The sequence below is a fragment of the Pantoea eucalypti genome (assembly GCF_009646115.1).
GTDB lineage: Bacteria > Pseudomonadota > Gammaproteobacteria > Enterobacterales > Enterobacteriaceae > Pantoea > Pantoea eucalypti.
Genome location: NZ_CP045720.1, coordinates 674,503 through 700,780, shown reverse-complemented (window position 1 = coordinate 700,780; position 26,278 = coordinate 674,503). Strand labels below are relative to the sequence as shown.

General features: G+C 56.1%; 24 protein-coding genes. 10 read left to right on the top strand and 14 right to left on the bottom strand.

The genetic code is table 11. The features are described 5' to 3' along the window. Window positions 1-4: 4 nt before the first annotated feature. Together EE896_RS03345 and EE896_RS03340 are read left to right on the top strand one after the other, a co-directional pair. Entirely contained in the window at window positions 5-2,452 is a 2,448-nt protein-coding gene (locus tag EE896_RS03345; protein ID WP_140916619.1) for a fimbria/pilus outer membrane usher protein, read from the top strand. Beyond that, window positions 2,449-3,426 (top strand): Csu type fimbrial protein, encoded by a 978-nt coding sequence (locus EE896_RS03340; RefSeq protein WP_140916618.1) that lies wholly within the window; start codon window positions 2,449-2,451, stop codon window positions 3,424-3,426. The genes EE896_RS03345 and EE896_RS03340 overlap by 4 nt, the downstream gene beginning before the upstream one ends. Here EE896_RS03340 and tcuC read toward each other — a convergent pair. The 3 genes from tcuC to exbB form a co-directional block, all read right to left on the bottom strand. Then, a complete protein-coding gene (tcuC, locus tag EE896_RS03335; protein ID WP_003848486.1) occupies window positions 3,423-4,748 on the bottom strand; it encodes an MFS transporter in 1,326 nt (441 codons plus the stop codon). The genes EE896_RS03340 and tcuC overlap by 4 nt on opposite strands. 236 nt (window positions 4,749-4,984) lie before the next feature. Continuing rightward, on the bottom strand, window positions 4,985-5,407 hold the full coding sequence (exbD, locus tag EE896_RS03330; protein WP_008925727.1) for a TonB system transport protein ExbD: 423 nt from the start codon (window positions 5,405-5,407) through the stop codon (window positions 4,985-4,987). A gap of 6 nt (window positions 5,408-5,413) precedes the next feature. Then, window positions 5,414-6,136 carry a tol-pal system-associated acyl-CoA thioesterase gene (exbB, locus tag EE896_RS03325; protein ID WP_181162245.1) on the bottom strand — a complete coding sequence of 241 codons (723 nt, stop codon included), beginning with the start codon at window positions 6,134-6,136 and terminating at the stop codon, window positions 5,414-5,416. A 350-nt stretch (window positions 6,137-6,486) separates the two neighbouring features. Between exbB and EE896_RS03320 the strand changes: the two genes are divergently transcribed. The 5 genes from EE896_RS03320 (at window position 6,487) to EE896_RS03300 (ending at window position 11,474) form a co-directional block, all read left to right on the top strand. After that, window positions 6,487-7,458, top strand: coding sequence for a TRAP transporter substrate-binding protein (locus EE896_RS03320; protein WP_078804978.1), 972 nt, complete (start codon window positions 6,487-6,489; stop codon window positions 7,456-7,458). Between the two features lie 49 nt (window positions 7,459-7,507). Continuing rightward, window positions 7,508-8,014: a TRAP transporter small permease gene (locus EE896_RS03315; RefSeq protein ID WP_008925730.1), complete on the top strand. Its 507-nt coding sequence runs from the start codon at window positions 7,508-7,510 to the stop codon at window positions 8,012-8,014. Between the two features lie 13 nt (window positions 8,015-8,027). Continuing rightward, window positions 8,028-9,314, top strand: coding sequence for a TRAP transporter large permease (locus EE896_RS03310; protein ID WP_003848476.1), 1,287 nt, complete (start codon window positions 8,028-8,030; stop codon window positions 9,312-9,314). Between the two features lie 132 nt (window positions 9,315-9,446). Continuing rightward, on the top strand, window positions 9,447-10,637 hold the full coding sequence (gene metC / locus EE896_RS03305) for a cystathionine beta-lyase (RefSeq protein ID WP_140916617.1): 1,191 nt from the start codon (window positions 9,447-9,449) through the stop codon (window positions 10,635-10,637). Window positions 10,638-10,811: 174 nt separating this feature from the next. Next, window positions 10,812-11,474 (top strand): DedA family protein, encoded by a 663-nt coding sequence (locus EE896_RS03300; RefSeq protein WP_003848472.1) that lies wholly within the window; start codon window positions 10,812-10,814, stop codon window positions 11,472-11,474. Between the two features lie 50 nt (window positions 11,475-11,524). On the opposite strand, the gene EE896_RS03295 is transcribed toward EE896_RS03300, so the two are convergent. After that, complete coding sequence (locus EE896_RS03295; RefSeq protein WP_008925731.1) at window positions 11,525-12,433, bottom strand: AraC family transcriptional regulator; 909 nt, start codon at window positions 12,431-12,433, stop codon at window positions 11,525-11,527. Window positions 12,434-12,637: 204 nt separating this feature from the next. On the opposite strand from EE896_RS03295, the gene dkgA reads away from it, so the two are divergent. Further along, complete coding sequence (gene dkgA, locus EE896_RS03290; RefSeq protein WP_003848468.1) at window positions 12,638-13,462, top strand: 2,5-didehydrogluconate reductase DkgA; 825 nt, start codon at window positions 12,638-12,640, stop codon at window positions 13,460-13,462. A 99-nt stretch (window positions 13,463-13,561) separates the two neighbouring features. On the opposite strand, the gene ftsP is transcribed toward dkgA, so the two are convergent. The 4 genes from ftsP to EE896_RS03270 form a co-directional block, all read right to left on the bottom strand. After that, complete coding sequence (gene ftsP / locus EE896_RS03285) at window positions 13,562-14,992, bottom strand: cell division protein FtsP (RefSeq protein WP_003848467.1); 1,431 nt, start codon at window positions 14,990-14,992, stop codon at window positions 13,562-13,564. Window positions 14,993-15,133: 141 nt separating this feature from the next. Continuing rightward, window positions 15,134-15,871: a 1-acylglycerol-3-phosphate O-acyltransferase gene (locus EE896_RS03280; protein WP_003848465.1), complete on the bottom strand. Its 738-nt coding sequence runs from the start codon at window positions 15,869-15,871 to the stop codon at window positions 15,134-15,136. Between the two features lie 45 nt (window positions 15,872-15,916). Beyond that, a complete protein-coding gene (gene parC, locus EE896_RS03275) occupies window positions 15,917-18,190 on the bottom strand; it encodes a DNA topoisomerase IV subunit A (RefSeq protein WP_140916616.1) in 2,274 nt (757 codons plus the stop codon). A gap of 189 nt (window positions 18,191-18,379) precedes the next feature. Further along, window positions 18,380-19,144, bottom strand: coding sequence for a transporter substrate-binding domain-containing protein (locus EE896_RS03270; protein ID WP_052250633.1), 765 nt, complete (start codon window positions 19,142-19,144; stop codon window positions 18,380-18,382). A 167-nt stretch (window positions 19,145-19,311) separates the two neighbouring features. Here EE896_RS03270 and EE896_RS03265 point away from each other — a divergent pair, with 167 nt between their 5' ends. Both EE896_RS03265 and EE896_RS03260 read left to right on the top strand, forming a co-directional pair. After that, window positions 19,312-19,893 (top strand): NAD(P)H-dependent oxidoreductase, encoded by a 582-nt coding sequence (locus tag EE896_RS03265; protein WP_003848461.1) that lies wholly within the window; start codon window positions 19,312-19,314, stop codon window positions 19,891-19,893. 47 nt (window positions 19,894-19,940) lie between these two features. Beyond that, window positions 19,941-20,249 carry a putative quinol monooxygenase gene (locus EE896_RS03260; RefSeq protein WP_003848459.1) on the top strand — a complete coding sequence of 103 codons (309 nt, stop codon included), beginning with the start codon at window positions 19,941-19,943 and terminating at the stop codon, window positions 20,247-20,249. Between the two features lie 380 nt (window positions 20,250-20,629). On the opposite strand, the gene EE896_RS03255 is transcribed toward EE896_RS03260, so the two are convergent. From EE896_RS03255 to nudF, 6 genes are all read right to left on the bottom strand, one after another. Further along, window positions 20,630-21,529, bottom strand: a complete 900-nt coding sequence (locus EE896_RS03255) for a LysR substrate-binding domain-containing protein (protein WP_140916615.1) — start codon at window positions 21,527-21,529, stop codon at window positions 20,630-20,632. 94 nt (window positions 21,530-21,623) lie between these two features. Then, the gene (gene parE / locus EE896_RS03250; RefSeq protein WP_003848457.1) at window positions 21,624-23,519 is read right to left on the bottom strand and encodes a DNA topoisomerase IV subunit B; all 1,896 of its coding nucleotides are present in this window, start codon (window positions 23,517-23,519) and stop codon (window positions 21,624-21,626) included. A 48-nt stretch (window positions 23,520-23,567) separates the two neighbouring features. After that, window positions 23,568-24,149: an esterase YqiA gene (yqiA, locus tag EE896_RS03245; RefSeq protein ID WP_003848456.1), complete on the bottom strand. Its 582-nt coding sequence runs from the start codon at window positions 24,147-24,149 to the stop codon at window positions 23,568-23,570. Window positions 24,150-24,152: 3 nt separating this feature from the next. Then, window positions 24,153-24,980: a 3',5'-cyclic-AMP phosphodiesterase gene (gene cpdA / locus EE896_RS03240; protein WP_003848455.1), complete on the bottom strand. Its 828-nt coding sequence runs from the start codon at window positions 24,978-24,980 to the stop codon at window positions 24,153-24,155. Between the two features lie 42 nt (window positions 24,981-25,022). Continuing rightward, window positions 25,023-25,448, bottom strand: a complete 426-nt coding sequence (locus tag EE896_RS03235) for a DUF1249 family protein (protein ID WP_008925735.1) — start codon at window positions 25,446-25,448, stop codon at window positions 25,023-25,025. Then, complete coding sequence (nudF, locus tag EE896_RS03230) at window positions 25,445-26,080, bottom strand: ADP-ribose diphosphatase (RefSeq protein ID WP_033761442.1); 636 nt, start codon at window positions 26,078-26,080, stop codon at window positions 25,445-25,447. Before nudF ends, EE896_RS03235 begins: the two co-directional genes overlap by 4 nt. Window positions 26,081-26,278: the final 198 nt, after the last annotated feature.

Here is a 26,278-nt window from a genome sequence, read left to right as displayed (position 1 = left end):
CTGAATGAGACCTTTTTCCCTGCATCCCTGCGCGCTGGCGGTAGCCAGCGTCATTTACGCCTTAACGCCGGATCCTGTGCTGGCGGAGACCTATTCATCCCTGCCTCCACCGCACAGCCTGCAGACCAGCAGCAGCGGTCAGCAATATATGCTGGAGCTGGTGATTAACCAGCAGGAAAACGGCAACATTGTGCCAGTCGAGCAGCGCAACGACCATTTCTGGCTGCGTAGCGGCGATCTGCAGCGTGCCGGTCTGCCACTGGATAAGCTGGGTGAGCAGGCGCAGATCGATGTCAGCAGCCTGCAATCCGTCAGTGTGGAATATGACGCCGCCCGTCAGCGGCTGCTGCTCACCGTACCACCGGAATGGCTTCCCGGTCAGGTGATTGGCGAGGCGAAGAACGGACCGCGCTATCCGGGGCGCACCAGCGCCGGCGCGCTGATTAACTACGATCTCTACGCCAGCCGTACCGATACCACCGGCACCCGGCTTTCTGCCTGGAACGAACTGCGCCTGTTCGGTGATGCCGGACACGTCTCTACCAACGGCGTCTGGCAGCAGCAGCTGGAAGGCAGCCCCGGTTATCAGGACAACGGTTATATCCGTTACGACAGCTGGTGGAGCAATGAAGATGAGAACGCGGTGATGAGCTGGCGGGTCGGGGATCTGGTGACTGACTCGCTTGCCTGGAGCAGCAGCATCCGACTCGGCGGCATCAGTGTGGGTCGCGACTTCAGCGTCCGTCCTGACCTGGTGACCTATCCGCTACCCGCCTTCTCTGGCCAGGCTGCAGTCCCCTCCACCGTCGATCTCTTTATCAATGGCTATCGCTCCGGTCAGGCAAATGTGCAGCCTGGCCCCTGGTCATTAACCAATGTGCCATTCGTCAATGGTGCGGGTGACGCGGTGATCACCACCACAGATGCGGTCGGCCGACGCGTCACCACCACCATGCCGTTTTATGTCTCCAGCAATCTGCTGAAATCGGGGCTGGCTGACTACGCTATCTCCGCCGGGGCGATTCGCGAAAATTACGGCATTAAAAACTTCGATTACGGTGCGGCTGCCGCCAGTGGCTCATATCGCTACGGCATGACCGACTGGCTGACGCTGGAGAGTCACGCCGAGGGCAGCGAAAATCTGGCGATGGGCGGGCTGGGAGGTCAGCTTCGGGTTGGCAGCTGGGGCGTGGTTAACGGCGCGGTGGCACAAAGTCATCTTGATGGCGACAGCGGCAGGCAATATAGCTGGGGCTATCAGTACAACAATCGCTGGTTCAACATCGGCACGCAGCAGACCCAGCGCAGCAGCGACTTTGGCAATCTGGCCTTGGTCGGCAGCCGTGCCGGTAGTCAGGCGGATAGCCGTTACACGCTATCGCGCCGCACTGCCCAATACAGCGCCAGCATCTCACTGAACCGCTTTGGCAGCGTCGGCGCCGCCTTCATCGATATCACCGACGGCCAGGGCGATCGCACCCGCCTGTGGAACCTCTCATGGAGTAAGAATCTGTGGGGAAACAGCAGCCTCTATGTCTCCGCCAGCCGCGATCAGGAGGAGAAGAGCTGGACCGGTGCGCTCTCGCTGGTGATCCCGTTTGGCGAGCAGGGCAGCGCGGCGATCAGCACCGAGCGCGATCAACGCGGTCGCGATAGCCAGCGTCTCTATGCCTCCAGTGCCATGCCCAGCGACGGTGGATTCGCCTGGGATGCCTCATGGGCGAATCAGAGTGGCGACAGTGGCGACTACCGGCAGGGCAGTCTGCGCTACCGCAATAACCATATCGACACCTCGGGGGGCTTCTACGGTGATGATGACAATCTGACTCAATGGGCCGATGTCGCCGGTGCACTGGTATTAATGGACAACGGCGTCTTTGCCGCCAACGCCATCAACGACGCTTTTGTGCTGGTGAAAACGGGCTATCCCGACGTTAATGTCCGCTATGAAAATCAGTCGATGGGACGCACTAACCAACAGGGCTATCTGCTGGTCCCCGCCATCAGCAGCTACTACCCGGCCAAATATGATATCGACACCCTCGACCTGCCCGCCGATATGACCACGCCCCATGTTGAGCAGCGTTTTGCGGTGAAACGTCAGAGCGGCTACCTGCTTAACTTCCCGGTGGAAAAACTGCGCTCCGCCAGCGTGATTCTGGTTGATGCACAGGGCCAGCCGCTGCCGGTCTCAAGCCTGGTACAGCGTGCGGATCATGCCACTGAGTATGTCGGCTGGGATGGCATCGTCTGGATGGAAAATCTCACTGCCAGAAACCCGATGGAGGTGGTGACGCCCGATGGCCGCCGCTGTGAAACCGAACTGCGCATCGCCAGCGGTCAGCCGCAGGCGCTGAAAACCTATGGCCCTCTGACCTGCGCGCTGCCCGCGCCCGCCGCAGGCAGCGCAGCCTCTCCCGCTGAATCTTTCACGTCCGGAACCCAACCATGATCAAATCTCTGTTACTGGCTGCCCTGCTGCTGACACTGCCGTCGGTGAGCTACGCCGCCTGCGGTCTGCCCGCGTCGACCGCCAGCTTCGGCTCGGTCACGACGTTTGTGGCGAATACCACCGTCAGCTCGGTGACCACTAACGCCAACGTCAACTGTGGCGCAGGCTCGGCGTTGTCACTGCTTGGCAATAACCAGATAACGTTTCAGCTGACCGGCGCGACCAATATCAGCGGCACACGGGGCGTCCTGAAACGCAGTGGTGACACCGGCAGCGATAATGTGCCAGTACGGCTCTGCACCGACAGCGCCTGCGCCAGCGAACTGACGATTGGCAGCACGCCGTTTGTTTACAGCTCACAAACCCTGATAAATCTGGCAGGTTTGCTGGGCAGTCTTAACTTTGCCCTTCCCGTCTATCTGCGCACTGTTCCCGGTCAGGTGGTTGCAGCGGGAACCTATTCCGTTACGCTAAATATGGCTGTGACTTACCGCATCTGCACCAGCATTGGCGTGGGTAATCTCTGTTTAAGCGAGCAGCAAGGCAGCGGCGTGATTCCGATTAACGTTACCGCTGTCCTCACCAACGATTGCACGACGATCACCGCACCCAACATCAGCTTTGGCAGTGCGCCGCTGGTGAGTAGCTTCTCCGCTGTATCCCAGACCATTAACGTGCTGTGCAGTAAAGGCAGTACCTATACCGTCGGGCTGAACAATGGCAGTTATCCGGCGGGCAGCGTCAGGAACATGGCGAGCGGAGCGAACCGTCTGAGTTATGAGATTTATAAAAGTGCCACCAGCAATCGCTGGGGAGCGGCAGGCACTGAACGCTGGAGCAGTACCACCTCGACAGCGGTATCAGCGGATGGACTGACGCGCGGCTTTAACTACACCGCGCGCATCCTGACCACTCAGAACACGCCGCCTGCGGGAAATTACAGCGACAGCGTGGTCGTCGATTTATCGTTTTAAAGTGACGCGCTGACCGTCGTTGTGGCGCTGTGACGCCGCTGATACTGCTTCACCATCCGGCCAATCAACAGCGTACCGATCAGCCCGCAGACCGCCGCAAAGGTGAGCCAGACGCCAGGCATCGCTTTGTCACCGGTGGCGTGAATCAGATAGCTGGAGATGGCAGGTGTAAAGCCGCCAAATAGCGCCGTTGCCAGACTGTAAGCCATGGAGAAACCGGCAGCGCGCACTTCAGCAGGCATAATTTCTGCCAGATAAACCACCATCGCACCGTTATAACTGGCATAGAGAAACGACAGCCACAGCTCAGCTTCCAGCAGGTGAGCGAAGCTGGCCGATCCCACCATCCAGTGAAGCACCGGCCAGGTGGTGGCAATCATCAGCAGGGTAAAAATAATCAGCAGCGGACGTCGTCCCACGCGGTCCGACAGCGTACCCATCAGCGGCAGCCAGAAGAGGTTGGAAACACCCACACAGAGCGTCACCAGAAACGCCTGCTTGTCGCTCATCATCAATACAGTTTTGCCAAAGGTCGGCGTAAAAGCGGTGATCATGTAGAACATCACCGTGGTGGTGACCACCATCAGCATGCCCGCCAGCACCAGCGCCCAGTTGCTGGCGACCGACCGCATGATTTCCGTCATGCTCGGGTGATGTTTACGTTTACTGAACGCTTCAGTCTCTTCCAGCATCCGGCGGATATAGAACAGGAACGGCACAATCAGACAGCCAACCACAAACGGGATACGCCAGCCCCACTCCGTTACCGCTTCTTTCGCCAGCAGATGATTCAGCATCAGGCCCAGCAGGGCAGCAAAGATCACCGCAATCTGCTGACTGCCCGACTGCCAGCTCACGAAGAAGCCTTTACGTCCTTTGGGTGCAACTTCGGCCAGATAGACCGATACGCCACCCAGCTCAACCCCCGCCGAGAAGCCCTGCAACAGACGCCCCAGCAGAATCAGAATCGGTGCTGCCACGCCTAAGGTAGCGTAACCCGGTACCACCGCAATGGTCAGGGTACCAATCGCCATTAAGCCCAGCGTCAGCAACAGGCCTTTACGGCGCCCATGATGGTCGATGTAGGCACCTAAAATGATCGCCCCCAGCGGGCGCATCAGGAAGCCGGCACCAAAGGTCATCAGGGTCAGCATCAGGGAAGCAAACGGGTCATCACCCGGGAAGAAGGTTTTTGAAATGGCGGTCGCGTAGTAGCCAAACACCATGAAGTCGTACATCTCCAGGAAGTTACCACTGGTGACGTTGAAGATAGTTCGGGCAGCACTTTTCGGCGGCTTTTGTAAAGACGGGGTGTGACTCATAACGGCTTCCTATTGTTTTTTAGCCGTTTTAGCCTGACTGAAGCGGGATTAATGTGACGTGAGTCACCATTGCAATTTACAAATCTATGTACATAAGTAACAACAAATTAACAATCCGAATCAGGCAGCATAAGTGATCGGCTTGAGCACTGCTTGACCCGATTTTATGTGGTCAGAGAGCCAGCATAAAAAAAGGCGACCTCAATAGTCGCCTTCTAAGGATGCCCGATAATTCGCTATTTCTTCACGGTTTCCATGCCCATCAGCCCGATTTTCAGATAGCCCGCCGTGCGCAGTTTATCCATGACGCTCATCAGGGTTTCATAATCCACCGACTTGTCCGCCTGGAAGAAAATCGTCGTCTCTTTGTTGCCCTGCGTCTGGCTGGTCAGCACGTTCACCAGCGAGTCAGGCGTAACCTGATCGTTACCGACGTAGAGCTGCTTATCCGCTTTAATAGACAAATAAACTGGCTTCTCCGGGCGCGGCTGCGGCGCGCTGGTTGAGGCGGGCAGATTGACGCGCACGTCGACCGTCGCCAGTGGCGCGGCGACCATAAAGATGATCAGCAGAACCAGCATGACGTCGATAAACGGCGTCACGTTAATCTCATGCATTTCACCGTCGGTTTGCAGATCGTCGTTTAATCGCATGGCCATAACAGCTTACCCTAAGCGCAGTTTCTGGGCGGTCGCGGGACGTGGAACCTCTTTGGCCACAGTGCCCAGGTCGATGTCACGACTCTGCAACAGCATCACCTGAGCGGCAACATCACCCAGCGAGGCTTTGTAGTTAGCGATCATGCGGGCAAAGACGTTGTAAATCACCACCGCCGGAATCGCAGCGACCAGACCCACCGCCGTTGCCAGCAGCGCTTCGGCGATACCCGGTGCCACCACCGCAAGGTTCGTCGTCTGGGTTTTCGCAATACCGATAAAGCTGTTCATGATGCCCCAGACAGTGCCGAACAGACCAATAAACGGGGCGACAGAGCCGATGGTTGCCAGGAAGCCATTGCCCCGGCCTGCATGGCGGCTGAAAGCAGCCACGCGGCGCTCAAGGCGGAAACTGGTGCGATCTTTAATGCCGTTGGTATCTTCCACACCTGCCGACAATTCGAGTTCATTCTGCGCATCGTTCAGCAGCACGACGCTGTGGCTGTGACCGGTAAACGACTGAGCAATGCGGGCGGCGTCATTAAGACTACGGGCTTCGCCCAGCGCCAGTTGCTCACGCTTCAGGCGGCGCTTAGCAGCGCTGAGTTCAGCATATTTGCCGAAAAAGATTGCCCATGTCACGACCGATGCCAACAACAGGCCAATCATGACGACCTTTACCACGATATCGGCATGTTGATACATGCCCCAAACGGAGAGGTCCGTTTGCATCAAATCACTGGCTACCACGCTGCTTCTCCAACTTCTGATTCAGGGATGCGAAACAAGCGCGAATAATAGCAAAATGGCGGCGAATTGATAGTAGTTCTCATTAGTATTTACAAACCCAACCCTGGTCACAGACCTCGCTTTGACCAGCTTTGCACACTTTCCGTCAGGGACGTTTCGAAAATGTGAAGCTGCATGAAAATTTATTAAAACAACGTTTCAAAATGTGACGCCATTCATTCAATCAACATTACTGCATTTTACTCAGACGCATTTTCACTATGCTGGCTCCACACGGCACTCTGCGGTTAGCCCAGACTCCAGGCCGTCCTACCTCTGCGGGAGACAAAATAATGAGACTGACAAAAACATGCCTGGCCAGTGCCCTGGCGGCAATCATGATAAGTTCCACCGCCACGGCACAGGTGATTAAAGTCGCTGAAGTGCAGCCAGCCGGCTATCCCACTGTGGTTGCCCTGCAACACATGGGCGACAAACTCAAACAGGCCACTGATGGACGGCTGGAGATGAAGATCTACGCCGGTGGCGTGCTGGGTGATGAAGACCAGACGCTGCAACAGGTGCAACTGGGCGCCATCGATATGATCCGCGTCTCACTGGCTCCGGTCACGTCTATCGCCCCGGAAACCAGCGTGCTGACCCTGCCCTACGTTTTTCGCGACATCGACCACATGCATAAAGTGCTGGATGGTGAGATAGGCAGCGAGATTGCCAGCAAGTTTGATAAGGATCCCAACGCCCGCATGGTCTTCCTGGGCTGGACGGATGCCGGTGAGCGCAACATGATCACCAAGAAGCCGCTGGCAAAACCCGACGATCTTAAAGGTATGAAGATCCGGGTGCAGAACAGCGCCATTTCACTGGCGACGCTGAAAGCGATGGGCGCAAATCCGGTGGCAATGGGCGTCAGCGAAGTCTTTAGTGCGATGCAGACCGGCGTGGTCGATGGCACCGAGAACAACCCACCTACCTTTGTCGCCCACAACTACATGCCGGTCGCGAAGTACTACACCCTCACCGGCCACTTTATTCAGCCAGAGATGATTCTGTTTTCGAAACGTGCCTGGGATCGCCTGAAACCCGACGATCAGACACTGCTGAAAAAGCTCGGTAAAGAGGCACAGGATGAAGAGCGTCAGCTCTGGGCGACCTACACCGAACAGTCGATCGCCAAAATGAAGGCCGGCGGCGTGACCTTCCAGCAGACCGACCGCGACTACTTCGTTAAGGCTACCCAGCCGGTGCGCGATCAATTCGGCGGCAAATATCAGGATCTGATGACCCGAATCGCCGACGTGAAATAACCCTTCCCGCGCCACACTGCCGTGTGGCGTGCTTAATCAGGTATTAATTATGTCTGCTTATACGCGTCTGATGGATGGGCTTTATCTGCTGTGCATGCTGGTGGCCGCCGTGGCGCTGTTGATCATGGTGACGGTCATTCCTGTTGGCATCTTCGCCCGTTACGTGATGAACGGCGCACTCTCCTGGCCAGAACCGGTCGCCATTATCTGCATGATCATATTCACTTTTATCGGCGCGCCGGTCGGCTTTCGTGCCGGAACACATATCTGCGTGTCAATGGTCACTGATCGTCTGTCACCTGCCCGCCAGCGCCTGATGCTGCGGGTCTGCGATCTGCTGATGATCCTCACCTGTCTGGTGATCTTCCAGGCCAGTTACAGCCTGTGTGAAGCGATGTGGGTGCAGACGCTCGCCTCACTGCCGGCGGTGACCTACGGCGAAATGTATCTGCCGATCCCGATTGGCGCGATCTTCACCCTGCTGTTTGTTGTTGAGCGATTGCTGACCGGCGATCAAAGTCAGCGACCCATTGTCACACTGGGCGGCACCCACTAATCCGGAGCAGAAGATGGATGCATTAATCTTGATAGGCAGTTTGCTGGTGTTGCTGTTGGTGGGGTTTCCGGTCGCGTTTGCGGTCGGCCTGAGCGCTTTTATCGGCGCCTGGTGGATCGATCTGCCCCTGGAAGCGGTGGTGATTCAGATAACTAATGGCATTAACAAATTTTCGCTGCTGACCATCCCGTTCTTTATTCTTGCGGGTGCGATCATGGCGGAGGGTGGGATTGCGCGGCGGCTGGTCAATTTCGCCTATATCTTTGTCGGCTTTATTCGCGGTGGCCTCTCACTGGTTAACATCGTCGCGTCGACCTTCTTTGGTGCCATCTCCGGATCGTCAGTCGCGGACACCGCTTCGATTGGTTCGGTGATGATCCCGCAGATGGAGGAGAAAGGCTATCCGCGTGATTTTGCCGCTGCGGTAACGGCCAGCGGCTCCGTTCAGGCCGTGCTGACGCCACCCAGTCACAACTCGGTGATTTACTCGCTGGCAACCGGCGGCATGGTCACCATCTCTTCGCTGTTTGTCGCAGGTATCCTGCCGGGACTGATGCTGGGAGGCTGCCTGATGGTGATGTGCCTGGGGTTCGCACGCAAACGCGGCTATCCCAAAGGCGAGCGCATTCCGTTTCGTCAGGCGCTGAAGATTTTCTTTGACGCGTTCTGGGGCCTGTTTACCGTGGTCATCATCATGGGTGGGATTCTCTCCGGTATTTTCACCGCCTCAGAGTCCGCGGCGATCGCCTGTATCTGGGCCTTTTTCGTCACCATGTTTATCTATCGCGACTTTAAATGGAATCAGCTGCATATCCTGCTGTTTCGTACCATTAAAACCGTCACCATCGTGATGGTGCTGATCGCTTTCGCCGCCGGGTTTGGTGCGGTGATGACGTTCATGCAACTGCCGACGATGATCACCGAAGCCTTTACCAGCCTCTCTGATAATAAATATGTGATTCTGATGTGCATCAACATCCTGCTGCTGGTGGTGGGCACGCTGATGGATATGGCGCCGCTGATTCTGATTCTCACGCCCGTATTGCTGCCGGTGGCGACCTCACTGGGCATTGATCCGGTGCACTTCGGCATGATCATGCTGACCAATCTCGGCATCGGACTGATTACGCCGCCGGTCGGCACAGTACTGTTTGTCGCCAGCGCGGTAAGTAAACAGAAGATTGAGCAGGTGGTCGGGGCGATGCTACCGTTCTACGGCATGCTGTTTATCGTTCTGATGCTGATTACCTATATTCCCGCCATTTCGCTCTGGTTACCGCGCCTGATGGGCGTGATGTAACGCAAAGAAAAACGGCCCGTGAGCGGGCCGTTTTTTTCCTGCGATGCACTCTGATAATCACCATTGAGTCTCAACCCTGCTGGCTGTTTCGTGGTAACGTGAAAGCTTAGTCCGAAGCGGTAAAGGCGACTCATGACCACCAGAAAAATTGATACCACGCTCGTCAATGCAGGACGCAGCAAGCGTTATACCCAGGGCTCGGTGAACAGCGTGATTCAACGGGCCTCCTCACTGGTTTTTGATACCGTCGCGGAGAAAAAACGCGCCACCGCCGGTCGGGCAAAAGGTGAACTCTTTTATGGCCGTCGTGGCACCCTGACGCACTTTGCGCTGCAGGATGCGATGACCGAGCTGGAAGGCGGTGCAGGCTGCGTGCTCTACCCTTGCGGCGCGGCTGCCGTGGCCAATGCGATTCTGGCATTTGTTGAAGCGGGTGACCACGTGCTGATGAGTGGCGCGGTCTATGAACCGACGCAGGACTTCTGTACGAAAATTCTGGCTAAGCTGCAGGTTTCTACAGGCTGGTTCGATCACTGTATCGGCAGCGAAATCGGTGAGCTGGTTCAGTCGAATACCCGGATTGTTTTCCTGGAATCTCCCGCGTCTATCACCATGGAAGTTCAGGATATCCCAGCGATTGTGGCGGATGTACGCGCCAAAGCGCCCGAGGCGATCATCATGATCGACAACACCTGGGCGGCCGGTATTCTGTTTAATGCGCTGGCGCACGGTATCGATATTTCCATTCAGGCCGGCACCAAATATCTGATTGGTCACAGCGATGCGATGATTGGCACCGCAGTCGCTAATGCGCGCTGCATCGATCAGCTGCGCGAGAACTCCTATCTCATGGGCCAGATGGCCGATGCCGATACCGCTTACATGGCAAGCCGGGGTCTGCGCACGCTGGGTACCCGTCTGCGCCAGCATGAAGAGAGCGCAATTCAGGTGGCAGAGTGGCTGGCGGCGCGTCCCGAAGTGGCGCGGGTGAATCACCCGGCGCTGGCGCAAAGCAAAGGTCATGAATTCTGGAAGCGCGATTTTAACGGTAGCAGCGGCCTGTTCTCATTTATCCTGCAGGAAAAATTAGACGCACCCCAGCTGGCGGAATATCTCGATCACTTCCATCATTTCAGCATGGCTTACTCCTGGGGCGGCTATGAATCGCTGATCTTGGCGAATCAGCCGGAAGAGCTGGCAGAGATTCGTCCGGCGGGCGGTGTGGATTTCACCGGCACGCTGGTGCGGTTGCATATTGGCCTGGAGCATGTTGATGACCTGCTGGCTGACCTGGAAGCCGGTTTTTCGCGCCTGACGCGCTGAGTCGCTCAACAGAAAGTAAACAGAAGATAAACCGGGTCGCGGTGGCCCGCAGTGTTTGCCGGGCAGCGGCTCATTTGTTGTTAAAATTTATCCCGCATCGTTCAGATTGTTGGTGAGTTCACTGTACTGTCTGAACGCAGACGGATTGTTCCTTGTGACGTGATGGAATCGCTAATGGGTGTTTTACACGAGATTGTCCAGGCGCTCTGGCATCAGGATTTTGCCGCACTGGCAAATCCGGATGTGGTATGGGTAGTGTATGGCGTGATGTTTCTGACGCTGTTTCTGGAAAATGGTCTGTTACCCGCCTCTTTCCTGCCGGGAGACAGTCTGCTGTTGCTGGCAGGCGCGATGGTGGCTAAAGGGGTGATGGATTTTGTACCGACCATGGTGATCCTGACGACAGCTGCCAGCCTCGGCTGCTGGCTGAGCTATTTGCAGGGTCGCTGGCTGGGCAATACCCGACTGGTTAAGAGCTGGCTGATGCATCTGCCCGCGCAGTATCACCAGCGCGCCTGGAATATGTTTAACCGTCACGGTCTGATGGCGCTGCTGGTCGGCCGCTTCCTCGCGTTTATCCGCACCATCCTGCCTACCATGGCGGGCATTGCGGGCTTACAGAACAGTCGTTTTCAGCTGTTTAACTGGCTCAGCGGTCTGCTGTGGGTCGGCATTGTGGTGACCTTTGGCTATGGCATCAGCCAGGTGCCGTTCATCAAGCGTCATGAAGATCAGGTGATGGCGATTCTGATGATACTGCCGATGGTGTTGCTGGTGCTCGGTCTGTTCGGCAGCATTCTGGTGATCTGGAAACAGCGTCGCCAGAAACGCGCCTGACGTGCCCACAGCCTCGGGATCCGCCGCCTCCGGGCGGCCGGATCGGCGACCTACAAAGAGGAATCCGTCACCGTCTGCCTGACACGATTAACCTCTTCCCCCGGCGTCACGCCAAAATAACGTTTAAATTCCCGCGAGAACTGCGAAGGACTTTCATAGCCAACCCGCACCGCCGCCGCACTCGCTTTCAGTCCATCGTGCAGCATCAGCAATCGCGCCTGATGCAGGCGATAGCGCTTGAGATACTGTAGTGGCGAGGTTTGCGTTACCGCTTTGAAGTTATGGTGAAAGGCTGAAACGCTCATGTTCACTTCTGCCGCCAGCGCATCGACGCTGAGGTTTTCCGCATAGTGATTTTCAATCCGCCGGAGGGCGCGCGCGATCAGGCTGAACTGCGTCTGTCGGCTCACCAGTGAGAGCAGTGCGCCGCCAATCGGGCCGGTCAGCACATAGTAGATAATTTCCCGCACGATGTGCGGCCCCAGCACCCGCGCATCGCGCGGCTGGGTCATCACATCCAGCAGTCGCTCAGCGGCACACAGCATCGGCTCCGTCAGCCAGGCCGAGTGAATGCCCGAGGTCTGTGGCTGCGGCTGAAACTGATCGTCATCACCAATTTCAATCAGCAGATCCTGCAGACTGGCGGTATCGACGTTGAGGCACAGCCCGGCAATGGGTATCTCCGGCGAAGCCCAGGTTTCGCACTCCACCGGCAGCGGCACGGTGAGCATCAGATACTTGCTGGCGTCATACTGAAACACGGTGCTGCCGAGATAACCGGTTTTGCTGCCCTGAAACAGGATCACAATGCCGGGCTGATACATCATCGGCGTACGCGGACGATATTGATTCGCATAAATCAGCGACACATTTTCGACCGGACAGAGACGGTCGTGACCGTGGGTCATTAACGTGACGACCTGCTGTGCCAGCCGGTGACACAGTGCATCGTGCGCCATAGCGACTCCTTTTTCGGACAAAAAGCCAGTTTGCCGTGCGAATGCCTGAATCGCCAGCAGCCAGGAGAATCAGGCAATAAATTTACCGAATCGGGCATAAGACCAGGCGTGCTGTTATCGACTGAGCTAAGCAGGCTGAGAATTGTTGGCTAGACTTAAGCACAGTGAAATCTCACGGATTAACCGCAACGGAAAGGAGCAACTATGGCAGACCAACCCATTATCAAACTGCGCGATGGCAATATGATGCCGCAACTGGGACTCGGCGTATGGCAGGCCAGCATTGAAGATGCACGTCATGCGGTGCTGAAAGCGCTTGAGGTCGGCTATCGTTCCATCGATACTGCCGCCGCCTATAAAAATGAAGAGGCGATTGGCCAGGCGCTCCAGGAAACCGACGTGCCGCGCGAAGAGATTTTCGTGACCACCAAACTGTGGAACGACGATCAGCAGAACGTTCAGCAGGCGATGGAAACCAGCCTGGAGAAACTGAAACTGGATCAGGTCGATCTCTATCTGATGCACTGGCCGTGCCCGGAAAAAGACAACTACGTTGATGCCTGGAAGAAGATGATCGAACTGCAGCAGCAGGGACTGACCAAAAGCATCGGCGTCTGTAACTTCCATGAAGCGCACCTGAAGCGCCTGCTGGATGAAACCGGTGTGACGCCAGTCGTAAACCAGATTGAGCTGCACCCGATGCTTCAGCAGCGTACGCTGCATGCGTGGAACGCGCTGCATCAGATCCAGACCGAATCCTGGAGTCCGCTGGCTCAGGGCGGCAAAGGGGTTTTCGATCAGGAGATCATTAAGTCGCTGGCGAAGAAATACAGCAAGACACCTGCGCAGATCGTGATCCGCTGGCATCTGGATAGCGGCCTGGTGGTGATTCCGAAGTCGGTGACGCCAGCGCGTATCGAAGAGAACTTTAAGGTGTTCGACTTCCGTCTGGATAAGCATGAAGTGAGTGATATTGCGAAACTGGACAGCGGCAATCGTCTGGGTCCGGATCCGGAGACGTTTAACTAAGGGGATGCGTCGCCCGGTGATGCGTACACGCTGCCCTGGAAATGCAGAGTAGCGTGTAATTAACGCGGTCAGGCCGGTCTTTCCAGCCTGACCGCGCTGTTATGAAGTGGGCTGCACCTCAAGCTGCCCCGCCGTACCCCGATCGGCCAGTTCCAGCGTCTGGCTGTAATAGACGAACGGGAAATGATCGGATGAGCTTTGCGGGAAGGTGACCATCAGCTCCACGCTGCCATCCACCCAGACCGTATCTTTCCAGCCACGATCTTCGCCCATCGGCTGCGCCCCATTCACACTTTTAATCAGGAACATCACGCCCTGAATATGCAGTGACTGTGGCCGGTCAGCGTGCAGGATCCAGCGCTCAAAAGTGCCCTGCTGCGCGGTCGTGTCAATGCGGTTCATATCCCAGAGCGCGCCATTAATGCCCGGCATGCTGTCGCCAATGCGGAATTCGCGTGTGCGAACCGCCACACCATCCAGAATCTGATCGGCTAAAAGCCGCATCGGCAGATTATCTGTCACCAGCGGCAGTAAGCCGGTGGGTCGCAGCGTCAGGATCAGGGTAGAGGTAAGAATAGAGGATGGCTCAAAGAAACCGCGCAACCTGTCCATGATGCCCGCCGCCGTACCCGCCGTTATCGACACTTCATCACCCTGCGACATATCTATCAGCACTTCGCGGCGTTCGCCCGGTGCCAGTGACAGACGCTGCACCGCCACCGGTGCAGGCAGATAGCCCTGATCGCTGGCGATGACCATAAACGGACGGTTGTCGCTTAGCACCATCTCATAACGTCGCGCATTTGAGGCGTTCAGCAAGCGCAGACGCACCCAGCCGCGTGACACCTCGACAAAGGGATTGCGTACGCCATTCACCAGCAGAGTGTCACCCAGGAAGCCGCCATCCTGTGGCGGGTCATAGACTGGCGTGGCGAAGTTATCGAGCCGTTTGTCCTGAATGATAATCGGGAAGTCATCGACACCGTAATGCTTCGGCAGCGGCAGCTGTTTGCCGATATCATCTTCTACCAGCCACATGCCCGCCAGACCATTATAAATGTGCGGAGCCATGCGGTTTGGGGTATTAGCGTGATACCAGCAGGTTGCAGCCGCCTGACGAATCGGCAGCACTGGCGACCAGTCCACACCGGCCGACATCATACGTGGCGCACCGCCCATTAACGCCCCTGGCAGCTGCAAACCGCTGACCGTCATGGAGACTGACTCATTCAGCCGATTGCTGTAGATCAGCTTAACGTCATCGCCACTGTAAACCCGAACGGTCGGCCCCAGATAGAGGCCATTAATGCCCCATACCGGCACTTTGTTATTGTCACCATTAAAGGACCAGTGGCTACGCTGCATCGTCAGAAACAGCGGCTGGCCACGACGGGATTCCAGTAACGGCGGAATGGGCAGTGGCGTATCGCCATTAGCTGGAGAAGCGGCGCGCGCCGCATGAGGTAGTACACTGGCGCTAAGCGCCGCTCCGGCAGAAAGCTGGATGAACTGACGTCTGCTGAAAGACATAAAACTTCTGACCCTTTACGCGTGGCGCTGAGCGCCGACCCTGTTTTTATTGATCTGTTTTGCTGTGCTGCGTTCACGACGAGCCGATAAAGGCTCGCCGGGTTGCATCCCTGCAGATGAGTTCGGCGAGTGATTCGCCGGTCAGATTTTTCCGTTTTTTTCGCGTTCGGCGACTTCGGCGTTCAACTCTTCCAGCTTTGCCGCCATCTGTTCGCGACAGTGGGTTGCCAGCTTACGTACCGACGACGACTCGAAAGCTTTAACATCAACCGGTGGCAGCATTTCAACGATGACCAGTCCATTGTTCCAGCGGTTAAGATTGATCTTGCCGTGTGTGTTCGAGACCACAATCGGGATGATCGGCACACCGGCCGCCACGGCAGCGTGGAAGGCACCCGTTTTAAACGGCAGCAAGCCACGACCACGACTGCGCGTCCCTTCCGGGAACATCCAGATCGAGATGCGCTTGCTGTTGAACTGATCCACCAGCTCACCGATGGTGCCGCGCGCTTTAGCCCGGTCATCGCGATCAATCAGCAGATTACCGGTCAGCCAGTAGAGCAGGCCAAAAAACGGCACCCACAGCAGGCTCTTCTTGCCCACGGTGACCGTATAGGGCTGCACCATTTTAGCCGCAGTGACCATGTCGTAGTTGTTCTGGTGGTTGGCGATGTAGATCGCATTACCATAATTCTCTGCGCCTTCCGGTCTGCGCAACTCTACTTTCAGGCCAAACACCGTCGACAATTTGCCGAACAGACGACCAAACGTCGCGACGTGGCGCGGATCGCGGGGTGAAAAAAGACACCAGATACAGCCAAAGATACAGATTAAAATCGAATAAATGATGACGATAATGGCACGCAGAATCAGTAACATAGTTCCCTCATTGAGCCACGGCTGACGCAGGGTCAGCCGGGTAGTTTACGCTTCGCTATCCGGGCTCGCCGGACGCGCAGGCGCATCCAGTTCAACACGATCAATTTTTTGCAGGCCGCGCGGTAACAGCGTGCCGCGACGTCCGCGATCGGCGCGGAATTTCTGGAGTTCTTCACTGCGCAGCAGCATTTTACGCTTGCCCACATGCAGCGTGATAGCGCTGCCCGGCGGCAGAATCATCAGCCAGGCCAGTTTATCCTGACCGGCAGCCGCTTCCGCTGACGGAATCGAGATGATTTTATTGCCCTTGCCTTTCGACATTTGCGGCAGTTCGCCAACCGGGAACATCAGCATCCGTCCCGCCTGTGTAATCGCCAGTAGCATGTCATCTTCATGATGGACGGCCATCGGCGTCATCACGCGGGCATTTTCCGGCAGCGTCAGCAGCGCTTTACCGGCGCGGTTACGTGATATCAGATCGCTGAAAGTACAGATAAAGCCGTAGCCTGCATCAGAAGCCATCAGCAGACGCTGGTCATCCGGCTCCATCAGCACCTGTTCAACGACGGCACCCGGCGGTGGCGTCAGCTTGCCGGTCAGCGGCTCGCCCTGACCGCGCGCGGAAGGCAGTGATGTCGGATCCAGCGTGTAGCTGCGGCCGGTGGAGTCGATAAAGGCCACCGGCTGATTGCTCTTGCCGCGTGCCGCAGCCAGATAGCTGTCGCCCGCTTTGTAGCTCAGTCCGGCCGGATCGATATCGTGACCTTTGGCGCTGCGCACCCAGCCCATCTGCGACAGCACAATGGTGACCGGTTCAGACGGCACCAGCTCGGTTTCGCTCAGCGCTTTGGCTTCTTCACGCTCACGCAGTGGTGAACGGCGATCGTCGCCGTAACTGGCGCTATCAGCCTGTAACTCTTTTTTCAGCAGGGTGTTCATCTTGCGTTCAGAGGCCAGCGTGGCCTGCAGCTGATCGCGCTCTTTTTCCAGATCCGCCTGCTCGGCACGGATCTTCACCTCTTCGAGCTTCGCCAGGTGACGCAACTTCAGTTCGAGGATCGATTCGGCCTGGGTTTCGCTGATGCCAAAACGTGACATCAGAACCGGCTTCGGCTCATCCTCAGTACGGATGATGTCGATGACTTCATCAATGTTCAGGAACGCAACCAGCAATCCTTCCAGGATATGCAGGCGGCGCAGCACGCGATCCAGTCGGTAATTAAGACGACGCTTGACCGTGTCGCGGCGGAACACCAGCCACTCGGTCAGGATCTCATGCAGGTTTTTCACCGCCGGGCGGTTATCCAGCCCGATCATGTTGAGGTTAACGCGGTAGCTTTTCTCAAGATCGGTGGTGGCGAACAGATGGTTCATTATCTGATCGAGATCGACACGATTGGAGCGTGGCACGATCACCAGACGGGTCGGGTTCTCATGGTCAGACTCATCACGCAGATCCTCAACCATTGGCAGCTTTTTATTGCGCATCTGGTTAGCAATCTGTTCCAGCACGCGTGCGCCGGAGACCTGATGCGGCAGCGCGGTAATGACCGCCTCACCCTCTTCCTTTTTCCATACCGCACGCTGGCGAATAGAGCCGCGACCGGTCTGATACATTTTACGGATCTCGTCACGCGGCGTAATGATCTCCGCCTCGGTCGGGTAATCCGGTCCCTGAACGATATCCAGCAGCGCTTCCAGCGTCGTTTTTGGTGCGTCAATCAGCGCAATGGCGGCCTGAGCGACTTCGCGCAGATTATGCGGCGGAATATCGGTCGCCATACCGACGGCAATGCCGGTAGTGCCATTGAGCAGGATATTAGGCAGACGCGCCGGCAGAATTTTTGGCTCCTGCAGCGTGCCGTCAAAGTTCGGCTGAAATTCCACCGTTCCCTGGCCTAGCTCACCTAACAGCAGCTCGGCATATTTTGACAGGCGTGATTCGGTGTAACGCATGGCTGCAAACGACTTGGGATCATCCGGTGCACCCCAGTTACCCTGTCCATCGACCAGCGTATAACGGTAAGAGAACGGCTGCGCCATTAATACCATCGCTTCATAACAGGCGCTGTCGCCATGCGGATGGTATTTACCCAGCACATCACCCACGGTGCGCGCGGATTTTTTAAATTTGGCGCTGGCATTGAGACCCAGTTCCGACATGGCGTAGATAATGCGTCGCTGTACAGGCTTCAGCCCGTCACCGATATAAGGCAACGCGCGGTCCATGATGACGTACATCGAATATTTTAAATACGCATCCTCGGTAAAGGTATGCAGGGCAAGACGCTCTGCACCATCCTGCGTCAGTTCACTCATGAATTTCTCATCCTCACATCGTGGCCCACAACGGCGGGACACCCGGCGGTGGTTTGGCGAGGATAGTACCTTATTCGCCAGTGTTAGTCACAGGGGAAGCGCGGGACAGCAGGCGTCACTCAGCGCGATTTCAGTCGCCGGAAGTACCTGATTCTCGCGCCAGGTGCATGGACTCTCAGCGCGAGTGCGTCAGGGCTTTGCGCCCATCCACTGGCGGGCAATATCACGATATTCGCCGGTGGCGGTGCTGAGATGCACCCACTGGTCGACATAGAGCTTCCAGCTGATATCGTCACGCGGAATCATATAAGCCTTCTCGCCATACTGTAGCGGTTTGTCGGGATTGATCGCACAGAGCGTCGGGTAATGCTGCTGCTGAAAACGCGCTTCAGAGGCATCGGTAATCATCACATCCGCCTTTTTATCCACCAGTTGCTGGAAGATGGTGACGTTATCGTGGAACAGCGTCAGTGAGGCTTTCGGCAGGTGGCTGTGTACAAAGGCTTCGTTGGTGCCGCCCGCCGGTTCAATCAGCCGCACCTCAGGCCGGTTGAGCTGTTCAAGGGTCTGGAAGCGATCTTTATCTGTGCAGCGCACCAGCGGGATTTTGCCATCCACATCCAGCGGCCGGGCGAACCAGGCGGTCTGCTGACGTTTCAGCGTGACGGAGACGCCGCCGACGGCGATATCACACTGTTTTGCCAGAAAGTCAGGCATCAGGGTTTTCCAGGTGGTCGGTACCCACTCCACTTTCGCGCCGAGCGACATCGCCAGTGCGTTCGCCATGCTGATATCCAGCCCTTCATACTGACCATCCGGGCGAAGAAAGCTGTAAGGCTTGTAATCCCCGGTGGTGCAGACCCTGAGCGTTTTAGAACTGAGAATGGTGTCGAGATGAGATTGTGCCTGGACCGCACTGCTGGCCAGCAGTAAAGAGAAAACGATTTTTTTCATTTTGATGTTTTCTTGACTGTTTTCATAGTGAGTTTGCCCAACGATGGTGCCATAAACCGGCGTATTGTTGCTGCCACAGCAAAAGTGTTGTGATCTACCTCCCATTTTTCCGGGAATGGCGCACGTGTAAGCTAGGCGACATATTCAGAAAACGAGGCAACCTGTGCATGAGCAAGATTTTAATTATTGATGGCGGCAAAACGTTTGCCCACTCTAAAGGTGAACTGAACCACACCCTGACCGATGTTGCAGCCAGTCAGCTGCGTGATATGGGCCATGAAGTGTCAGTGACCGTGGCCGACAGCAACTACGTGATTGCCGATGAAGTGCAGAAATATGTCGACAGCGATGTCGTGATTTATCAGATGCCGGGCTGGTGGATGGGCGAACCCTGGACCGTGAAGCGTTACATTGATGAGGTCTTTACCGAAGGTCACGGCTCGCTCTACGCCAGCGATGGCCGAACCCGTTCTGATGCGGCGAAGAAGTACGGTTCCGGCGGTCTGCTGCAGGGCAAAAAATATATGCTGTCACTGACGTGGAATGCGCCGCTACAGGCTTTTACTGACCCGGAGCAGTTCTTTGAAGGTGTTGGCGTCGATGGTCTCTATCTGCACTTCCACAAAGCCAACCAGTTCCTGGGAATGGAAGCGCTGCCGACCTTTATCTGCAATGACGTGATTAAAGCACCGGACGTGCCGCGTGATATTGCCGCTTATCGGACCCATCTTAGCCGCGTTTTTGCGTAAGATGATGAGGGGCTACCCCTATTTTCCCACGAAAGAGGAATTCACGAATGTTAACCGTCGTTGCTGAAATTTGTGTTAAACCCGGTCGCCGTCAGGCCGTGCTGGATGCGGTGAAAAAGCTGATCCCGCTGGTGTTAGAAGAAGATGGCTGCCATCAGTATGACGCGTTGCTGGACCATCAGGCGCAGGTGCCGTGGAAGCAGAACTCGCCGGACTCCATTTTCATGTTAGAGCAGTGGGAAAGCCTGCGCCATCTTGAGCAGCATCAGCAGATGCCGCACATGGATGCGCATCGCAGCATCATTAAAGATGATGTGGTGGATGTGAAGATTCTGGTGCTGGAACCCAGCGCCTGATTAGTGCTGAAGGCTTTACTGCGGTTGTGTAGCTGGGGTTAAGGCTGGGGATAAATTCCGGCCACCGTCGCTGTGAGATCGAGCTGGCACAGGGATCAGGGTCAGATCGGAAAAACGCAAAAGCCGTCATCCATGACATGCCCGGCCCGCGCGATTACGCACCTCATCCCTGAGGTGCGCCCGTTACCGGGCCAACGCGTTGCGTTGTTCAAAAACGCTCCCGGCGTTTTTGTCCCAGGCCGCGGGACGTTTTCCTCCTCTGACCCTGGCCCCTGCGCGCTGAGCGAATGCATTGCGGTCAGATGTGCCCGAATGCGTAATTGTCATCTATCTGAACCTCTGTCCTGCGACAGAGGTTTTTTTGTTTCTGGCAGACCGGCTTACAGCAGTTGCCGCCGATCAATCTCACTGCGAAGAAAATCCAGAAAGCAGCCGATGCGCGAAGAGAGCGTGGTGTTTCGGTAATAAACCGCATGCACCGGCAGGCGCAGATCGCGGGTTTCCGCGGAGAGTACAGGCACCAACCGGCCAGTGGCGCAATCTTCCCGGCTGAAAAAGTCGGAGATACGCGCAATGCCCTGTCCCGCCAGCGCCAGCTGCCGGATGGTTTCGCCACTGGAAGCTGAGATAGTCGGCTTAATACGCATGAAATCACCATCAGGCTGCAGGACCGGCCAGACGTTGAGGGATTCAGGATGACTAAAGCCGATTTTTTGATGCTGTGCGAGATCGGCCACGCTTTGTGGCGTGCCCGCTTTTGCCAGATAGGCCGGACTGGCCATCAGCTGAATCGCACTGCTGCCGAGCAGCCGTGCATGTAATGTAGAGTCACGCAGTTCACCGATACGAATAGCAATGTCCGTCTGCTGCTCAAGCAAATCGATCATAATATCGTCGGTATTCAGCTCAAGCTGGATCAGCGGATAACGGGCGCGGAAATCGTCTACCAGCGGCACAATCACATGCAGCATGAAGGGTGTTGCAGCGTTCACCCGAAGCCGTCCTGACGGCATCTCGCGCCGCAGGGCAATCTGCTCTTCGGCCTGCTCAACGGAGGCCAGGATCTGGCGCGCATGCTCCAGAAAAACCTGACCCTCTTCGGTCAGCGCCAGCCGTCGGGTAGTGCGATGCAACAGCGTGGTATGCAGCTTGCTCTCCAGCCGGGAGAGTGCCCGGCTGATGCCTGAACTGGTCTGCGCCAGCTGGGATGCCGCCGCAGTAATGGAACCACTGTCTACCACCGCTACCCAGGCACGTAGCTCTTCCAGGGTAATTTTCACAAGATTGCTGTCTCTGCTCTCTAAATCAGCCAGGTTCGATGAAGGTGTACAGGTGCAAGCATAAACAAAACAGGACGCTTTCGCGTCCTGTCTTTTACACGTCGATATCGGCCGTGTCGCCTTTTTCCTGCAACCAGTTGCGCCGGTCTTCGGAACGTTTTTTCGCCAGCAGCATATCCATCATGCGTATCGTCTGATCGACATCCTCTTCGCTGATAGTCAGCTGTACCAGGCGGCGGGTATTCGGATCCAGCGTGGTTTCACGCAACTGCAGTGGGTTCATCTCACCCAACCCTTTAAAGCGCTGAACGTTAGGTTTACCCTTTTTGCGTTTCAGCTGCTCCAGCACGCCCTCTTTCTCATCTTCATCCAGCGCATAGTAGACCTCTTTACCGAGATCAATACGGTAAAGCGGCGGCATGGCCACATAGACGTGACCATTGCTGACCAGTGAGCGGAAATGTTTGACGAACAGCGCACAGAGTAGCGTGGCAATATGCAGACCATCTGAGTCCGCATCCGCCAGAATGCAGATTTTGCCGTAACGCAGCTGCGAAAGATCTTCGCTGTCAGGATCAATGCCGATCGCCACAGAAATATCATGGACTTCCTGCGATGCCAGCACCTCATCGGACGAGACTTCCCAGGTATTCAGGATCTTGCCCTTGAGCGGCATGATCGCCTGATATTCACGATCGCGCGCCTGCTTGGCCGATCCGCCTGCCGAATCCCCTTCGACAAGGAACAATTCCGTTTTATTCAGATCCTGCGCGGTGCAGTCCGCCAGTTTGCCCGGCAGCGCCGGACCGCTGGTGAGCTTTTTACGCACCACTTTTTTGGCTGCCCGCATACGCCGCTGGGCGCTGGAGATCGCCAGCTCAGCCAGCTGTTCTGCCGTCTGAATGTTCTGGTTCAGCCACAGGCTGAAGGCATCTTTGACGACGCCAGAGACAAAGGCTGCGCACTGACGTGAAGAGAGACGCTCTTTGGTCTGCCCGGCAAACTGAGGATCCTGCATTTTGACCGACAGCACATAGGCACAGCGATCCCAGATATCTTCCGCTGAGAGTTTGACGCCACGCGGCAGGATATTGCGGTATTCGCAGAACTCGCGCATCGCATCCAGCAGTCCCTGACGCAGACCGTTAACGTGTGTCCCGCCCTGCATCGTCGGGATGAGGTTAACGTAGCTTTCGGTTAACAGTTCACCGCCTTCCGGCAGCCATAACAGCGCCCAGTCCACCGCCTCCACATCGCCGGCAAAACTGCCGACAAAGGGTTTTTCCGGCAGCGTCGGTAAGCCATTCACCGCTTCGCACAGGTAGTCCGTCAGGCCATCTTCGTAGCACCAGGTCTGTTCGGTATTGTTCAGTTTGTCTTTAAAGACAATCTCAACGCCAGGACAGAGCACCGCTTTGGCTTTCAGCAGATGGGATAAGCGTGATACCGAGAAGCGTGGGCTGTCGAAGAAGCTTTCATCAGGCCAGAAATGGACGCGCGTACCAGTGTTGCGTTTCGCCACCGTGCCGGTAACCGTGAGATCCTGAACTTTGTCACCATTTTCAAACGCCATGTCATAGATTTCGCCATTACGGCGCACCGTGACTTCGACGCGTTTTGACAGGGCGTTAACCACAGAAATGCCGACGCCGTGCAGACCGCCCGAGAACTGATAGTTTTTATTGGAGAACTTGCCGCCCGCATGCAGACGACACAGGATCAGCTCGACAGCAGGTACGCCCTCTTCCGGGTGAATATCCACCGGCATGCCGCGCCCATCATCAATAACTTCCAGCGACTGGTCAGCGTGCAGAATCACTTCAACCCGCTTCGCGTGGCCGCCCAGCGCCTCATCGACGCTGTTATCAATCACTTCCTGACCCAAATGGTTGGGCCGCGTCGTATCGGTATACATGCCCGGACGACGGCGAACAGGCTCAAGGCCAGTCAGGACCTCAATGGCATCCGCGTTATAGTTTGATTGACTCATCGTAAATGTCTGATTAGAAGGGTGAAATTGGTGCGATTTCCGCATTACTCAGGGATGATTCAGACCAAGAAAGTCCAGAATCTGCGGGAAATGGCGCTCGAATCCAGTAAATGCATGATTTCCGCCCTCTTCTACCGTGTGACGGCACGCGCTGTAATAGTCGAGTGCCTGTCGGTAATCGAGAACTTCATCGCCGGTCTGTTGCAGCAGCCAGAGTAAATCGGGCGCTTCCAGCGGTTCAATCTGCATTACTTTGAGATCGTAAATGTGGCGTGACTCTAACACATATTGCTGGCCCGTGTAGGGATTCTGATTTTCGCCAAGGAAATCCACCAGCAGTTCAAAAGGGCGTACTGCGGGATTGACGACAACAGCCGGCAGCATAAAACATTGGGACAGCCAGGTAGCGTAATAACCGCCCAGCGACGATCCTACCACGCCCAGGGTTTCGCCACTGCGGCTCAGCACCAGGTCTTCCAGCACTGCCGCCGCATCAGCGGGAAAGGTCGGCAGCTGTGGCACGATCATGTCGATCTCCGGGTGCTGCATCGCTAACCATTGCCGGAACTGAGTCGCCTTCGCGGACTGCGGCGAACTGTTAAAACCGTGCAGATAGAGCAGTGCTGCCACGCGTCAGTATCCTTCGGAGTCTAAATCGGGACGAAAAGCGTCGGTGTCAAGCCGGTTCACTTCGGTCTCAAGGCCGCCATCCGGATGCAGTGTAAACCAGCGCCAGCCGGGAGCCACGGTGTCAATCGCAAAACTGGTACAGTGCGGTTTGAACTGGACACAGGTAGAGGGCGTCGCCAGCACCCGACGGCCATGCCATTCCATATCCAGCTCCTGGTGAATATGGCCACAGACCAGCGTCCGGGCTAACGGATAGCGCTGTAACACGGCATCAAGCTGATGCGAATTGCGCAGGCTGTGCTGATCGAGCCAGGTGCAGCCAGAGGCCAGCGGATGGTGATGCAGCATAACCAGCGTATGCCGTTGCGGAAAGCGGGCCAGCGCGTTGTCGAGCCACTCCAGCTGATAGTCGCTCAGCATTCCATGCGGAACACCGTAGACCTGGCTGTCGAGCAACACAATCTGCCACTGCTCACCCACCAGCACCTGCTTATGGGCATTGATGTGCGCTGCCGCCAGTGTATCCACCATTGCGGGCTGAAAATCGTGATTACCGGGTAGCCAGACGCAGGGCCGCGGCAAGCGAGAGATGCCCTCAGCAAAATGCTGATAGGCTTCGATAGAGTGATCCTGGGCGAGATCGCCCGTGGCGATGATCAGGTCATAGTCGCGATGTTGCGCAATAATCGCATCCAGCACGGCGTCGTAGCTCGACCAGGTGTTCACCCCAAGCAGCGATTCATGTTTTCCCGCGAACAGGTGGGTATCCGTGATTTGCAAAATCCTGATTTCGGAACCGTTCGCTGCAGGAAGAGTTAGCAGGCTATCCAAAGCGTTTCCTTCGTCTCCACGCCATTTACTGCATTATACGCATCAGCAGACCGGAACCGCCATCGCGCCATGTGCCAGGCAGTAACGCAGCCAGTCTGCGAGAAACTGGTTTATCTGATGTTTTTCATCGCGCTGATGCAATTTTTTATTAGGATAATCATAGCGCGCTTTGAACCGATAGATCTGTTGAGTTGAACACACTTCGGCGACCATCGCATCGTGATAGAGCCTGACCGACATCGAGGGCAGACTCCAGTAACTCACGGCAGGTGCGACCTGGCGGATCTCCACCAGCGTGGTGTAGCGTGTCGACTCCTGAATCGTCAGTTGATAACGGGCGCCACTCACCTGATAGATCACCGATTCTCCCGCCTCATCGTTACGCGGCAGCAGGCGGCGTAACTGGGCGAAATTGGTTTCGCAGAGCCGCATCATTTCGGGAAAGTCAGGGGTATAGCGCTGTTTCATTTTTGTATCCACTCTTCGCGTAGTTTTTCATGGTGCAACGCCAGCCATTGCAAGGCGATGACAGACGCCGCATTATCAATTATCCCCTCTTCCACCCAGCGGTACGCCTGTTCGCGGCTCACCACATGGACAAGAATATCCTCATTCTCTTCCTCCAGACCATGGCATCCCTCTGCCTGGCTGGCATCCACTTCCCCAATCAGCACCGATAAACGTTCGCTGGTGCCGCCAGGGCTGGCCAGATAGCTAAGCATGGGCTTAACCCGACCGACGTCCAATCCTGCTTCTTCAACGGCTTCACGGCGCACAACCTGCTCGACCGATTCACCGGGCTCGATAATACCGGCGACCATCTCCAGCAGCCAGGGTGAAGCACTGCTGTCATAAGCCGGGATGCGGATCTGTTCAATCAGCACCACTTCATCGCGTAAGGGATCATAAGGTAGCAGCACGGCAGCATGTCCGCGCTCAAAAACTTCGCGTTGCACTTCTCCACTCATTTCGCCATTAAACTGGCGGTGGCGGAAGCGGTATCGCTCAACGGAAAAAAAACCTTTGTAGAGTGTTTCTCGTGCAATAATTTCTACATCGTTTTTTGTGAAAGTCACAGGGGATTTTTTTTCTTCCGGCATCATCAGGTTCCTTGTGCAGATTGGGGTGGAGCGAAAAAAGCCTGTAACCGTGCTCCATGTAAGTAGTTCTTTCTGAAATATTTACGTAGATTAGAGATAGAAGGCACTTTCAGCCAACTTATCTCACAGTTGCCCTCTGCTAGAATCGGCGATAATTTTTTGGCTTACCCGGCAGCGCACCCACTGCAATTTGCTGCA